The organism is Sphaerimonospora cavernae (genome assembly GCF_042435035.1).
Taxonomy (GTDB): Bacteria; Actinomycetota; Actinomycetes; order Streptosporangiales; family Streptosporangiaceae; genus Sphaerimonospora; species Sphaerimonospora cavernae.
The window spans coordinates 186,702-199,196 of the sequence record NZ_JBHMQT010000014.1; the positions used below are offsets into that span (position 1 = coordinate 186,702).

The window sequence follows — 12,495 nt, forward strand, 5'->3', positions numbered from 1 at the left end:
TCTGTAGGGGAATGGTCCTCGTCAGTCGTCCATGAGGGTCAGTGGTCCTAAGGGGCGGTCAGTCGTCCACGATGGTGATGGCGGCCTTGGGGCAGGACCGCGCCGCGTGCCGTACGCGGTCGTGCAGCTCGGCCGGCGGCTCGGGCATCAGCACGTTGAGCATGTCCTGGTCGTCGACTTCGAAGACCTCCGGGGCGAGGCCCATGCAGACGGCGTTCGCCTCGCACACGTCGTAGTCGACCTTGATCCTCATGGTGCGTCCTCCTGTCGTGCGGCTGTCATGACGATCTCATTCTTCGGATCGCCGCTGCCTCACGCTATCGCCGCCGAGCTTGCGGTGATCCCAGGACACGACGCGGAACGGCTCGACCACGAAGGCGACCCGCTTGCGTCCGGTGTGCTCGACGTGTTCGCGGATCTCCGCCACCTCGTCGGCTGTCATGCCGGTCATCCGCCGGGTCACCGTCATCCCGACGTCGAGGACGCCCGACGGGTCGTCGATGCGCCGCGCCTTGCCGTACAGGAGCACGCCGCGCAGTTCGGAGTAGTCGTCGCCGGTCTCGATGAGGCAGCTCACCCGGGGATCGCGTTCGATGTTGCGGGTCTTCTGGGACTTGCCGTACGTCCAGAACGCGATCGCGCCGTCGGTGAGCCCGTAGAACATGGTGACCAGGTGTGGCATGCCGTCCGGATTGATCGTGGCGAGCTGGAGCTTGCGGCCGCCCTGAAGGAACTCGGCGATCTCGTTCTCGGTCATGGCTATCCGGTCACGCTGTTTCACGATGCAAAGTAGAACATGTTGCATAAAAACGGGCAAGGGGCGTGGCAGAATCTTGTTCGGGGACCGTACAGGGGGAGAGCGCATGACCGTGACGATGCCCGCCGAGCTTCGCCGCCTGGCCGAGGAGACCAGGGGGTTCATGCCGCCGGAGGAGGGGCTGGCCCTGTTCGAGATCGCCTCCGCGTACGGCTCCCGCGGCCCGATCTGTGAGATCGGCACATATTGCGGCAAGTCCGCCGTCTACCTCGGCGCGGGGGCCCGGATGGCCGGATCGGTCGTGTTCACCGTGGACCACCATCGCGGCTCGGAGGAGATCCAGCCGGGATGGCCACATCACGATCCGGAGCTGGTCGACCCGAGGTCGGGCCGGATGGACTCGCTGCCGTTCTTCCGCGAGACGATCGCCGCCGCGGGGCTCGAGGACGAGGTGATCGCCGTCGTCGGCGCGTCGGCGACCGTCGCGCGGTTCTGGCACACGCCGCTGGGCGCGCTGTTCATCGACGGCGGCCACTCGGAGGAACCGGTGACGCAGGACTACGAGGGCTGGGCCCGGCATGTGGCGGTGGGGGGCGCGCTGGTGTTCCACGACATCTATCCCGATCCGGCCGACGGCGGGCAGGCGCCCTACCGGGTCTACCTGCGCGCCCTCGCCTCGGGGTCGTTCACCGAGGTCCGCGCCGTCGGCTCCCTCCGCGTCCTGGAACGCATCTCGGCGTGATCTCGCGCTCAGGCGCGGGCGCGCTCGCAGCCGCAGTCGTCGTTGACCCGGACCAGGTGGTCCCCGGCATCGCGGAACACACCCGAGCCGGGCGTGGCCCGGGACAGGGCGTCGGCCGCGAGGATCACCGCGGCCGCCGTGTAGCCCGAGCGCTCGTGCGGGAAGTGCCTCTCGTTCACGAACTGCCAGCCGGTCCAGTAGGACCCGTCCTCGTGCCGCAGGTGCTGCATGTCGGCGAACACACCGAGCGCCCGCTCGCGCAGCCCCGCCGCGTCGAGGGCCAGCACCAGCTCGCACGACTCGGCCCCGGTCACCCACGGCTGGTCGCTGACGCACCGCGCGCCGAGGCCGGGCACGACGAAGGCGTCCCACTCCCGGTCGAACCGCCGCGCAGCCTCCGGCCCCCGTACGGCACCGCCGAGCACCGGGTAGTACCAGTCCATCGAGAAGCGGCTCTTGTCGGCGAACGCCTCCGGGTGGGCGGCGATCACGTGTCCCAGCGTGTCGGCGGCCAGTTCCCAGTCGGGCTGGGGGTCGCCCAGCCGCTCGGCGAGCAGCACGCCGCAGCGCAGCCCCTGGTAGATCGACGAGCATCCGGTGAGCAGTGCGTACGCCGCGGGGGTCCCGTCGGCGTCACGCTGCCACCGGATCTCGCCCCGGCTCGTCTGCAGCCCGATCACGAAGCCGAGGGCTCTGACGACCACCGGCCACATCGCGCGGGCGAAGACTTCGTCGCCGGTCACCAGTAGGTCGTGCCAGACGCCGACCGCGATGTACGCCGCGTGGTTCGACTCCCCGGCGGCCTCGGCGGGCTCACCGCCGACCATCTTCACGGGCCAGGAGCCGTCCGGCCGCTGGTGCCGTACCAGCCACACGTAGCCGCGGCGCGCCTCGTCGCGCAGACCGGCGACCGTGAGCGCCATCAGGCACTCGACGTGGTTCCACGCGTCGACGTGCCCGTCCGGCCACGGCACGCCGCCGTCGGGCTCCTGGATCGCCGCGATGCTCCGGGCCGTCTGGAGCACCTGGTCGGGGGTGATGATCCCGGAGACCTCGGGAAGCGCGACGGGGGTCTCCCTCATGTGGGCTTCCGGACGTAGACCACGACGCTCTTGCCGATCAGGGGGTTGAGCACGGACTCGGCGAGCCGGGTGGCAAGCGGGCGCTTCATGATGTCCCAGACCAGCAGCTCGTGGTACGCCTTCGCCAGGGGATGCTCGTCGTTGTTGACACCGACCGCGCACTTGATCCACCAGTACGGCGCATGCAGCCCGTGGGCGTAGTGGTGGGCGCCCACCTCGAGCCCACACGACTTCAGCTTCGCCTGGAGCTCCGCCAAGGTATAAATCCGGATATGACCGCCGGGGGCGGTGTGATACTCCTCCGAGAGGGCCCAGCAGATGCGCTCCGGCAGGAAGCTGGGGACCGTGATGGCGGCCCGGCCACCCGGCTTGAGCACCCGGACGATCTCCCGCATCGCCGACATGTCATCGGGAATGTGCTCCAGCACCTCCGCCGCGATCACCCGATCGAACGAGGCGTCCGGGAACGGCATGTCGAGTGCGTCGCCGACGACGGCCTCGCCGGACGCGCCGTCCGGGACCTCGCCCTCCTTGTCCATCGCGGTGAACATGGCGGCCACGCCCTCGAGTTCGGCGGCGTCCATGTCGAAGGCGACGACGTCGGCGCCCCGGCGCAGCACCTCGAAGGCGTGCCGGCCACCTCCGGCGCCGAGGTCGAGAACGCGGTTCCCCGGCCCGACGGGCAGCCGGTTGAAGTCGACGGTCAGCACTCGCCCCACCTTTCGTGATAACGGGAGGGTTCGGGTCGGATCGATCGGATCGATCGGATCGGTCAGCCGGCCGTACGGCCCGCGCGGGCCCTGTGGGTGGCCCTGTGGGTGGCCCGGTGGGCCGCGATGGCCTCGCCGTACGCCTCGACGGTGCGCTGCGCGACGACCGGCCACGCGTACCGCTCCATCACGCGGTCGTAGCCCCTGCGGCCGATCGCCGCCCGCTCCTGCGGGGAGTCGAGAAGCCGGCGCAGCACCGCGGCGAGCTCCTCGGCGTCGCCCGGCGTCACCTGGACGGCCGCGTCGCCGACGACCTCGGGCAGGGCGCCCGTACGGCTGGCCACCAGCGGAGTGCCGCACGCCATGTGCTCGACGGCCGGCAGCGAGAAGCCCTCGTACAGCGAGGGGACGACGGACACCTCTGAGGTGGCGATCAGCTCGGCCAGTTCCTCGTCGGAGATGCCGTGGACGAACCGTACCCGGTCGTGCAGCGACAGCTCGGCGACCAGCTTCTCGGTCGGCCCCCCGGGCGTCGGCCTGCTGACCACGGTCAGGTCGACGTCCCGTTCTGTCGCGAGCTTGGCGACCGCCCGCAGCAGCGTCGCGACCCCCTTCATCGGAGAGTCGGCGCTGGCCACGGCCACGATCGAGCCCGGACGCCTGGGCAGCCGCGGGCGAGGGTGGAAGAACCGGGTGTCGACGCCGAGCGGGATCAGCCGCATGTTGGACTGCGGGACCCCGAAGTCGCGGTGGATGTCGGCGAGAGACGACTCGCTCACCGTGAGGATCGGACTGAGCCGGGGCGCGACGAAGCTCTGCATGCGCACGAAGCCGTACCAACGGCGCATCGACAGCTTCTTCCACCCCTTGGCGGCCTTCAGTTCGATCCGCCGGTCGACGCTGATCGGGTGATGGATGGTGCCGACCACCGGAAGATGCCGCTGGATGCCGAGCACGCCGTAGCCCAGCGTCTGGTTGTCCTGGACCACGTCGAAGTCGCCGGCGCGTTTCTTGAGCTCGCGGTGGGCGCGAAGGCTGAACGTCAGCGGCTCGGGGAAGCCGGCCGTGCACATGGTGGCGAACTCGAGCACGTCGACCCAGTCGCGATACTCGCGGAGCTTAGGAACGCGGAACGGATCCTCGTCCCGGTAGAGGTCCAGGCTGGGGACCTTGTTGAGGATGACGCCCTCGTCGAGCTCCGGGTACGGCTGGCCGGAGAAGACCTCGACGTGGTGCCCGAGCGCGACGAGTTCGCGGCTGATGTGGCGTAGGTACACCCCCTGGCCGCCACAGGTGGGTTTGCTGCGGTAGGACAGCAGCGCGACTCGCAGCCTCTCCGCCAAGCGGCACCCCTTTCCAGCCGTGCCCCGGCAGGGGCTGGCAGTGAACCCTACCATTTGACCCTAGTGTGGGAAGGGCCGGTGAAATGGCTCCCTGCTTTACCGAGAGACCGCCGGACCTGCGGGGTTAGCCTACCCGAACGTCATTCGGTGCAACACGTTCTAGCATCGAATGACCGACGGGTGGAGCCTCGAGCCGGGCATGGCGGTACATTCGCGTCATCACAGACCAGAGTTGGGCTCAGGCGAGGAGGAACCGTTGACCAGGCGTGCGCTGCTCACCGGCATCACCGGTCAGGACGGCTCCTATCTCGCAGAGCATCTGCTGAGTGAGGGCTACGAGGTGTGGGGCCTCGTGCGCGGCCAGGCCAACCCGAGGGTACCGCGCGTGCGCAGGTTGCTCCAGGACGTACGGCTCGTCCGCGGCGACCTGCTCGACCAGGGCTCGCTGATCTCCGCCGTGGAGAAGGTACAGCCCGACGAGGTCTACAACCTGGGTGCCATCTCGTTCGTGCCCATGTCGTGGGAGCAGGCCGAGCTCACCGCCGAGGTTACCGGGATGGGCGTGCTGCGCATGCTCGAGGCGATCCGCGTCTGCTCGGGGATCACCGGCTCACGCGGGTCGGCCGACGGGCAGATCCGGTTCTACCAGGCGTCGTCCTCCGAGATGTTCGGCCAGGTCAGGGAGACACCGCAGACCGAGCGCACGCCGTTCCACCCCCGCTCCCCGTACGGCGTGGCGAAGGCGTACGGACACTTCCTCACGCAGAACTACCGCGAGTCGTACGGCATGTTCGCCGTGTCGGGGATCCTGTTCAACCACGAGTCCCCCCGGCGGGGGGCGGAGTTCGTCACCCGTAAGGTCTCGCTGGGCGTCGCCCGGATCAAGCTGGGCATGGCGACGGAACTCCGCCTGGGCAACCTGGAGGCACGCCGGGACTGGGGGTACGCCGGCGACTTCGTACGCGCGATGCACATGATGATGACGGCCGAAACGCCGGAGGACTATGTGATCGGCACCGGCCGTACGCATTCGGTCCGCGAACTGGTGGAGGCCGCCTTCGGCGCCGTCGGGCTCGACTGGGAGCGTTACGTCGTCCACGACCGGTCGCTGCACCGGCCGGCCGAGGTGGACCTGCTGTGCGCCGACCCGAAGAAGGCCAGGACACAGCTCGGCTGGGAGCCGACCGTGTCCTTCGAGGAGCTCGTCGCCATGATGGTCGAGGCCGATCTCCGTCTGCTGTCAGACGGCGAAGACCCCGACCAGTACTCCCCCTGGCCCTGACACCCCCCATTCCTGTGAGAATTCGCAAGATCACTTCCCGAAGGGGGGAGTGATCACGGGCGGAGGGAGACGGGGAGGGTTTTTATGCCGTTGATGAAGTTGGATCTGAGGCGGGTGGCCGCACCGGTCTGGCGGATGTCGGGGAAGCGCTCGGCCAGCACCTCGAAGAGGACCTTGAGCTCGAGCTTGGCCAGGTGGTTGCCGAGGCAGAAGTGCGCTCCGCCGCCGCCGAAGCCGATGTGCGGGTTGGGGTCGCGGGCGATGTCGAAGACGTCGGGCAGGTCGAACACGTCCTCGTCCCGGTTGGCCGAGCCGTAGAACACCACCACCTTGTCACCCTCGGAGATCTTCTGGCCGCGGATCTCGGTGTCGGCCGTCGCCGTACGCCGGAACAGGTTCACCGGGGAGACCCAGCGGACGATCTCGTCGGCGGTCCGTACGGCCAGCGACGGGTCGGCGACCAGCCGGGCCCACTGTGCGGGGTTTTCGAACATGGCCAGCATGCCGCCGGACGCCGCGTTCCTGGTGGTCTCGTTGCCGGCGACGATGAGCAGCAGCACGAACAGGTCGAACTCGTCCTGGCCCAGCACCTCGCCGTTGTCGTCCGGGCGCAGAAGCCTGGTGACGATGTCGTCCCTCGGGCCGGCCTCCTTACGGGCCGCGGCCAGGGCGTCGGCGTACGCGTAGACCTCCATCGCGGCCGCCTGGCCCTCCTCCGGGCTTGCGGCGTATTCGGGGTCCTCGCTGCCGACCAGCCGGTTCGACCACTCGAAGATCTTTTCCCGGTCCTCCACCGGGGCGCCGAGCAGCTCACAGATCACATACAGCGGGAGCGGCGCGGCGACGTCCCTGACGAAGTCCACCTCGGGCAGTTGCTCCGCCTCGTCGATGAGCTGCCGGCAGATGTCCCTGATGTGCTCCTCCAGCCGGCCGATCACCCGTGGGGTGAAGCCGCGGTTGACGAGGGAGCGCCGCCGGGTGTGCTCGGGAGGATCCTGGTTGAGCAGCATCAGCCGCTGCAGTTCGACCTGCTCGTCCGGCAACTCGTTGAACAGCGCCAGCCTCCGGTAGGAGGAGAACAGGTCCGAGTGGCGGGAGACGTGGACGACGTCCTCGTGCCTGGTGACCGCCCAGAACCCGGGCCAGCCACGCTCGGCGTCGCCCTCGTGCCAGAAGACCGGCGCGTTCGCCCGCAGCCAGCGGAACTGGTCGTACGGGGCGCCGCGCCGCGCGTAGTAGTCCTGGTCGACGAGATTCACTTCCATTGGCTCCACCCGGTTCGCCCGTCCTGTTGAAACGTGTTCTATTACGGTCCCAAGAGATCGTCAAGGGTTGCCGCTGTCAGTCATACCGCGGCGTCAGTCATACTCGGGCTTGAGGTCACCCGTACCGATAGGACCGGGGGCCGGAGGGTACGGATGACCAGGAAGAGGACCGGGGACGGGACATCGACCGATCGGGGAAGGCGATGCTGGGGTTGCCCGACGGAGTCCGGGGCTGCCTGTTCGACATGGACGGCGTGCTGACGCGCACCGCCAAGGTTCACGCAGCCGCGTGGAAGGCGGCGTTCGACGACTTCCTGCGTGAGCACGCGGCACGGACCGGTGTGCCCTTCGTGCCGTTCGACGAGGTGACCGACTACGAGCGCTACGTCGACGGCAAGAAGCGGATCGACGGGACGCGGACATTCCTGGAGGCGCGGGACATCGACCTGCCGGAGGGGTCGCCGGGCGACCCGCCCGGCACGCTCACCCTGCACGGCCTGAGCAACCGCAAGAACGATCTCGTCCAGGGCTTGCTGGACGAGCGCGGCGTGGAGGTCTTCGAAGGCTCGGCCCGCTATGTCCACGCCGTCCGGGACGCCGGCCTGCATCGGGCCGTCGTGTCGTCGAGCGCCAACACCGAACGGGTGCTCGCCGCCGCCGGACTCGCCGGCCTGTTCGAGGTGCGGATCGACGGCGTCGTCGCCGAGGAGCGCGGCCTGGCCGGCAAGCCCGCCCCCGACATGTACCTCGCGGGCGCCGAGGCGCTCAGGTTGAAGCCGAGCGAGGCGGCCGTGTTCGAGGACGCGCTGGCCGGGGTGGCGGCCGGCCGCGCCGGAGACTTCGCCTTCGTCGTCGGCGTCGACCGTCTCGGGCAGGCGGACGCGCTGCGCGAGCACGGCGCCGACATAGTGATCACAGACCTCGCCCAGCTCCTCCACCCCTGACAGACGCCCTCTGACGAGCAGGGAGGCACAGTGATCAAGCATCCGGCCTTCATCGTCGAACCGTGGTCGGTACGGGAGTGCCGACTGCACATGGACGTGCTGGCGCAGACCGAGTCGGTGTTCGCGCTGTCCAACGGGCATGTCGGCCTGCGCGGCAACCTCGACGAGGGCGAGCCGCACGGACTTCCCGGCACCTACCTCAACTCCGTCTACGAACTGCGGCCGCTGTCGCACGCCGAGACCGCGTACGGCTACCCGGAGTCCGGGCAGACCGTGGTCAACGTGACCAACGGCAAGCTGATCCGGCTGCTGGTCGACGACGAACCCTTCGACGTGCGGTACGGCACGCTGCACGAACATGAGCGGATCCTCGACCTGCGAGCGGGCACCCTCACCCGCAAGGTCCACTGGACCTCGCCCACGAAGGGGGAGATCCGTCTCACCTCGACCCGGCTGGTGTCGTTCACCCACCGCGCGGTGGCCGCCATCCGCTACGAGGTCGAGCCGGTCGACCACCCGGTGAAGGCTGTGGTGCAGTCGGAACTGGTGGCCAACGAGACCCTGCCCGAGTCGGGCTCCGACCCTCGTGCCGCGGCCGCGCTGGAGAATCCCCTGGTGCTGGAGGAGAACCTGCCGGCCGCGGACGGGGTGGCGGTCATGGTCCACATCACCCGAGCCAGCCGGCTGCGCGTCGCGGCCGGGATGTGGCACGACGTCGACGGCCCCGAGAACACCCAGGTCGACGCCGGTGGCCGCGAGCACGTCAGCAGGGTGACGATCGCGACCTTCCTGGAGCCGGGGCAGCGGCTACGGCTGACGAAGCTCTTCGCGTACGGATGGTCGGCGCAGCGGTCCCGGCCCGCCATGCACGACCAGGTCGTGGCCGCGCTGGCCGCCGCCCGGCTGGCCGGATGGGACGGCCTGTGCGCCGAGCAGCGGAGGTTCCTCGACGATTTCTGGGAGGGGGCCGACGTGGAGGTCGAGGGCGACACGGAGGTGCAGCAGGCCGTCCGCTTCGGGCTGTTCCACCTGCTGCAGGCCGGCTGCAGGGCGGAGCAGCGGCCCATCCCCGGCAAGGGGTTGACCGGTTCGGGCTACGACGGGCACGTCTTCTGGGACACCGAGGCCTTCGTGCTGCCCGTGCTCACCTACACCCATCCCCAGCCCGCCGCCGACGTGCTGACGTGGCGGAAGTCGATCCTGCCGCTCGCGGAGAGACGCGCCGCACAGTTCGGGCTGGAGGGCGCGGCCTTCCCCTGGCGCACGATCAACGGTGAGGCGTGCTCCGCGTACTGGCCGGCCGGAGCCGCGGCGTTCCACATCAACGCCGACATCGCGGACGCGGTCACCCGCTACGTCGACGCGACCGGCGACGTGGCGTTCGAGCGTGACATCGGCCTGCCTCTTCTCGTCGCGACCGCCCGGCTGTGGCGCTCCCTCGGCCACCACGACGTCGACGGGCGGTTCCACATCGACGGGGTCACCGGCCCGGACGAGTACAGCGCGATCGCGGACGACAACGTCTACACGAACCTGATGGCGCAGCGTAACCTGCGCGCCGCCGCCGAAGTGATCATCCGTCATCCCGACCGTGCCGAGCAGTTGGGGGTGACGCTGGAGGATGCCGCGATCTGGCGGAACATCGCCACGGCGATCTTCATCCCCTATGACGAGCACCTCGGGGTGCATTCACAGAGCGAGGGGTTCACCCGGCACGCGGTCTGGGACTTCGCCGCCACCAAGCCGGACCAGTACCCGTTGCTGCTGCACTTCCCCTACTTCGACCTCTACCGCAAGCAGGTGGTCAAGCAGGCCGACCTCGTGCTCGCCATGCACACGTGCGGCGACGCGTTCACCTCCGAGCAGAAGGCACGCAACTTCGCCTACTACGAAGCGCTGACCGTCCGGGACTCGTCATTGTCGGCGTGCACCCAGGCAGTGCTCGCCGCCGAGGTCGGACAACTGGAGCTCGCGCACGACTACCTCGGCGAAGCGGCGCTGGTCGACCTTCGGGACCTGCAGCACAACACCCGCGACGGCGTCCACATGGCCTCCCTCGCCGGCGCCTGGATCGCGCTGGTCGACGGGTTCGGCGGGATGCGCGCCGGCGGCGGGCGGATCCAGTTCGCCCCGCGACTGCCCTCGGGCATCACCCGGCTGAGCTTCCGCCTGCGCTACCGGGGGCGCCTCCTGCAGGTCGACATCACCCAGAGCACGACGACCTATCATCTCCTGGAAGGCCCCCCGCTGCCGCTGGCCCACCATGGTGAGGAGTTCACGCTCGACGAGCATCCGGCCACCCGGCAGAACCCGCCGCCGCCGACCCCCGGACCGCGGATCCGCCAGCCGCCGGGCCGCGAGCCCACCCCCCGCCGCCCAGAGATCGGCTGACCTCTCCGCCCAGGGCGGCCCCCACGACCGTCTCTGCGAGCATTCGCAAGATCACGGGGAAGGGGGGGACCACAGGTCGGGGTGGCCGGGCTCGCCAGGCACGTGGGTCAGCAGCCCGCGGGCCTTCAGCCACAGGAGGTGTGCGAGCGTCTCGTTGTTCGCGGTCCGCTGCATGAACAGCGGGATCGTCTCCCAGGGCCTCGACCAGGTCAGCCGGGTGGCGATGTCCCAGCAGGTCAGACCGGGCGACTCCGCCACGGCACGCTCGATCTCGGCCAGCCGCTCCTCATGGTGGGCGATCACGTAGTCGACCCGCGCGCCCAATTCCAGGAAGCGGAACTCATGAGCGGGCAGCACTTCGTCCACGTCGAGCTTGCCGACCTCGCGCAGGGAGTCGAGGTAGTCCGCGAGCGGGTTCGGCCCCGACTGGGGATGCGCGGCGACATGGGGCGTGATCTTCGCGAGCACGTGGTCGCCGGAGAAGAGCAGCTTCCGCTCGGGCTCCACGAAGCACAGGTGACCCGGCGTGTGCCCGGGGGTCCACAGCGCCCGCAGGTCCCAGCCGGGCAGGTCGAGCCGTTCACCGTCCTCGATGAGCCGGTCGGGCGTGGCCATCGTCACGAAATCGCGGATCGCCTTCGACGCCCCGGCCAACTCCTGCGCGGTGAAGTCGGGCACTCCGCACATGACGAGTTGCCTGCGCTGCAGGTCGATCAGGGGTGCCATCGCGTCTTCGTCATAGCGGTCGTGCAGGAGGCGGGCATCGGCCTCGTGAAGGCCGATCCACGCGCCCGATGCCTCCCGGATGCGTCCGGCGAGGCCATAGTGGTCGGGATGCATGTGCGTGACCAGCACGGCCTTGACGTCGCCGATCTCATATCCGGCGGTCCGGAGTCCGGCTTCGAGCGCGGCGTAGGCCTCGTCGGTGTTCCATCCGGCATCGATGATCACCACGCCGTCGGGGATCTCGAAGGCGTACACCAGGACATATCGCAACGGATTGATCGGGATCGGTACGGGGAGCGACCACAGGCCGGGCCGTACTCGCTCGACCCGCGGCATCGCTCCGTCGAACCAGGCGGCACGCTGTTCCTCGTTCGCCGCCGTCACACCGTTCTTGGCCATCGGCTTCCACCCCTCTCGCAGACCCGATCACGTTCGATTGTGCCCGCCAACCGAATTTCGTTCTACAAGGGGGTCCCCGGATGCCGCGCGCGGGGCGGGCAGCCGTACATAGAGGAAGGTCGAACACACGCTTCATCCGACCGTCGCGTACGGGCATGGCCCTAGGCTTGGGGTGTGATCAATGACATCCGGGTGGACGCGGCGGTCACCGCGCTGCGTCCGGACTTCGCCGTGCTGGTCGTCTGCGCGTACGGGCTGCGCAACGGACCGAGTGACGACAGGTCCCGCGGATGGCTGGCCGCCGCCGCGGCCGACGCCGTACCGCTCGACCACGAGAAGATCGAGGCGTGGCGCGCCGCGTACCGCGCGTTCGGCGCCAAGCCGCAGCGCACCCGGCCGTCGGTCGACGCGCTGATCCGGCGAATGCCGCTGCCCGAGATCAACCTCGTGGTCGACGCGTACAACACCGTGTCCGTACGGCACGGCCTGCCGATCGGCGGCGAGGACCTGCGCCGTTATCAGGGAACGGCGCGCCTGGTCCGGGCGGCCGGGGACGAACCGTCCGACGAGGCGCTCGGCGACCCGCATATCGGCGAGGTCGTGTGGCGCGACGACGCGGGCGTGACCTGCCGCCGGTGGAACTGGCGGCAGTGCGTGCGGACGAGGATCACCGAGGAGACGGTGGACGCGCTGTTCCTGCTCGAACGGCTGGAGCCGCTGTCGCTCGAGGAACTGTCGGCGGCCGGGGACGAACTCGCCGCACTGCTCGCCGAGGTCAGCCCGCAGGTGCGGATCGAGTCTCGAGTGGTCGGTTGAATTCGGCCATCCGATACACGCATGACCAAGGGGAAGTA

At 69.3% G+C, this 12,495-nt stretch carries 12 protein-coding genes; 5 read left to right on the plus strand and 7 right to left on the minus strand.

The features are described from left to right. Positions 1–58: 58 nt before the first annotated feature. Both ACFHYQ_RS09925 and ACFHYQ_RS09930 read right to left on the minus strand, forming a co-directional pair. Positions 59–253: a ferredoxin gene (locus ACFHYQ_RS09925; RefSeq protein WP_394300808.1), complete on the minus strand. Its 195-nt coding sequence runs from the start codon at positions 251–253 to the stop codon at positions 59–61. A 36-nt stretch (positions 254–289) separates the two neighbouring features. Next, on the minus strand, positions 290–781 hold the full coding sequence (locus ACFHYQ_RS09930) for a pyridoxamine 5'-phosphate oxidase family protein (protein WP_394300809.1): 492 nt from the start codon (positions 779–781) through the stop codon (positions 290–292). 82 nt (positions 782–863) lie between these two features. On the opposite strand from ACFHYQ_RS09930, the gene ACFHYQ_RS09935 reads away from it, so the two are divergent. Then, positions 864–1,499, plus strand: a complete 636-nt coding sequence (locus ACFHYQ_RS09935; RefSeq protein ID WP_394300810.1) for a class I SAM-dependent methyltransferase — start codon at positions 864–866, stop codon at positions 1,497–1,499. Between the two features lie 8 nt (positions 1,500–1,507). On the opposite strand, the gene ACFHYQ_RS09940 is transcribed toward ACFHYQ_RS09935, so the two are convergent. The 3 genes from ACFHYQ_RS09940 to ACFHYQ_RS09950 all read right to left on the minus strand — a co-directional run bounded on the left by ACFHYQ_RS09940 (position 1,508) and on the right by ACFHYQ_RS09950 (position 4,634). Continuing rightward, positions 1,508–2,581, minus strand: coding sequence for a prenyltransferase (locus ACFHYQ_RS09940; RefSeq protein ID WP_394300811.1), 1,074 nt, complete (start codon positions 2,579–2,581; stop codon positions 1,508–1,510). After that, the gene (locus ACFHYQ_RS09945; protein ID WP_394300812.1) at positions 2,578–3,291 is read right to left on the minus strand and encodes a class I SAM-dependent methyltransferase; all 714 of its coding nucleotides are present in this window, start codon (positions 3,289–3,291) and stop codon (positions 2,578–2,580) included. Before ACFHYQ_RS09945 ends, ACFHYQ_RS09940 begins: the two co-directional genes overlap by 4 nt. Before the next feature lie 62 nt (positions 3,292–3,353). Continuing rightward, positions 3,354–4,634, minus strand: coding sequence for a glycosyltransferase family 4 protein (locus tag ACFHYQ_RS09950; protein WP_394300813.1), 1,281 nt, complete (start codon positions 4,632–4,634; stop codon positions 3,354–3,356). Between the two features lie 256 nt (positions 4,635–4,890). Between ACFHYQ_RS09950 and ACFHYQ_RS09955 the strand changes: the two genes are divergently transcribed. Next, entirely contained in the window at positions 4,891–5,916 is a 1,026-nt protein-coding gene (locus ACFHYQ_RS09955; RefSeq protein WP_394300814.1) for a GDP-mannose 4,6-dehydratase, read from the plus strand. Between the two features lie 53 nt (positions 5,917–5,969). Here the strand turns inward: ACFHYQ_RS09955 and ACFHYQ_RS09960 are convergent, their stop codons facing one another. After that, complete coding sequence (locus ACFHYQ_RS09960) at positions 5,970–7,181, minus strand: cytochrome P450 (RefSeq protein ID WP_394300815.1); 1,212 nt, start codon at positions 7,179–7,181, stop codon at positions 5,970–5,972. A 203-nt stretch (positions 7,182–7,384) separates the two neighbouring features. On the opposite strand from ACFHYQ_RS09960, the gene ACFHYQ_RS09965 reads away from it, so the two are divergent. Together ACFHYQ_RS09965 and ACFHYQ_RS09970 are read left to right on the plus strand one after the other, a co-directional pair. Beyond that, positions 7,385–8,125, plus strand: coding sequence for an HAD family hydrolase (locus ACFHYQ_RS09965; RefSeq protein ID WP_394300816.1), 741 nt, complete (start codon positions 7,385–7,387; stop codon positions 8,123–8,125). Positions 8,126–8,155: 30 nt separating this feature from the next. Further along, positions 8,156–10,516 (plus strand): glycoside hydrolase family 65 protein, encoded by a 2,361-nt coding sequence (locus ACFHYQ_RS09970; protein ID WP_394300817.1) that lies wholly within the window; start codon positions 8,156–8,158, stop codon positions 10,514–10,516. Between the two features lie 51 nt (positions 10,517–10,567). On the opposite strand, the gene ACFHYQ_RS09975 is transcribed toward ACFHYQ_RS09970, so the two are convergent. Then, a complete protein-coding gene (locus ACFHYQ_RS09975; RefSeq protein ID WP_394300818.1) occupies positions 10,568–11,641 on the minus strand; it encodes an MBL fold metallo-hydrolase in 1,074 nt (357 codons plus the stop codon). 174 nt (positions 11,642–11,815) lie between these two features. On the opposite strand from ACFHYQ_RS09975, the gene ACFHYQ_RS09980 reads away from it, so the two are divergent. Beyond that, positions 11,816–12,457, plus strand: a complete 642-nt coding sequence (locus tag ACFHYQ_RS09980) for a B3/B4 domain-containing protein (protein ID WP_394300819.1) — start codon at positions 11,816–11,818, stop codon at positions 12,455–12,457. Positions 12,458–12,495 lie beyond the last annotated feature (38 nt).

What these genes read in the sequence shown, in the direction of transcription:
- ACFHYQ_RS09960 (WP_394300815.1), bottom strand. Translation starts at nt 7,181, where the DNA reads ATGGAAGTGAATCTCGTCGACCAGGACTACTACGCGCGGCGCGGCGCC.
- ACFHYQ_RS09975 (WP_394300818.1), bottom strand. Translation starts at nt 11,641, where the DNA reads ATGGCCAAGAACGGTGTGACGGCGGCGAACGAGGAACAGCGTGCCGCC.
- ACFHYQ_RS09940 (WP_394300811.1), bottom strand. Translation starts at nt 2,581, where the DNA reads ATGAGGGAGACCCCCGTCGCGCTTCCCGAGGTCTCCGGGATCATCACC.
- ACFHYQ_RS09925 (WP_394300808.1), bottom strand. Translation starts at nt 253, where the DNA reads ATGAGGATCAAGGTCGACTACGACGTGTGCGAGGCGAACGCCGTCTGC.
- ACFHYQ_RS09935 (WP_394300810.1), top strand. Translation starts at nt 864, where the DNA reads ATGACCGTGACGATGCCCGCCGAGCTTCGCCGCCTGGCCGAGGAGACC.
- ACFHYQ_RS09965 (WP_394300816.1), top strand. Translation starts at nt 7,385, where the DNA reads ATGCTGGGGTTGCCCGACGGAGTCCGGGGCTGCCTGTTCGACATGGAC.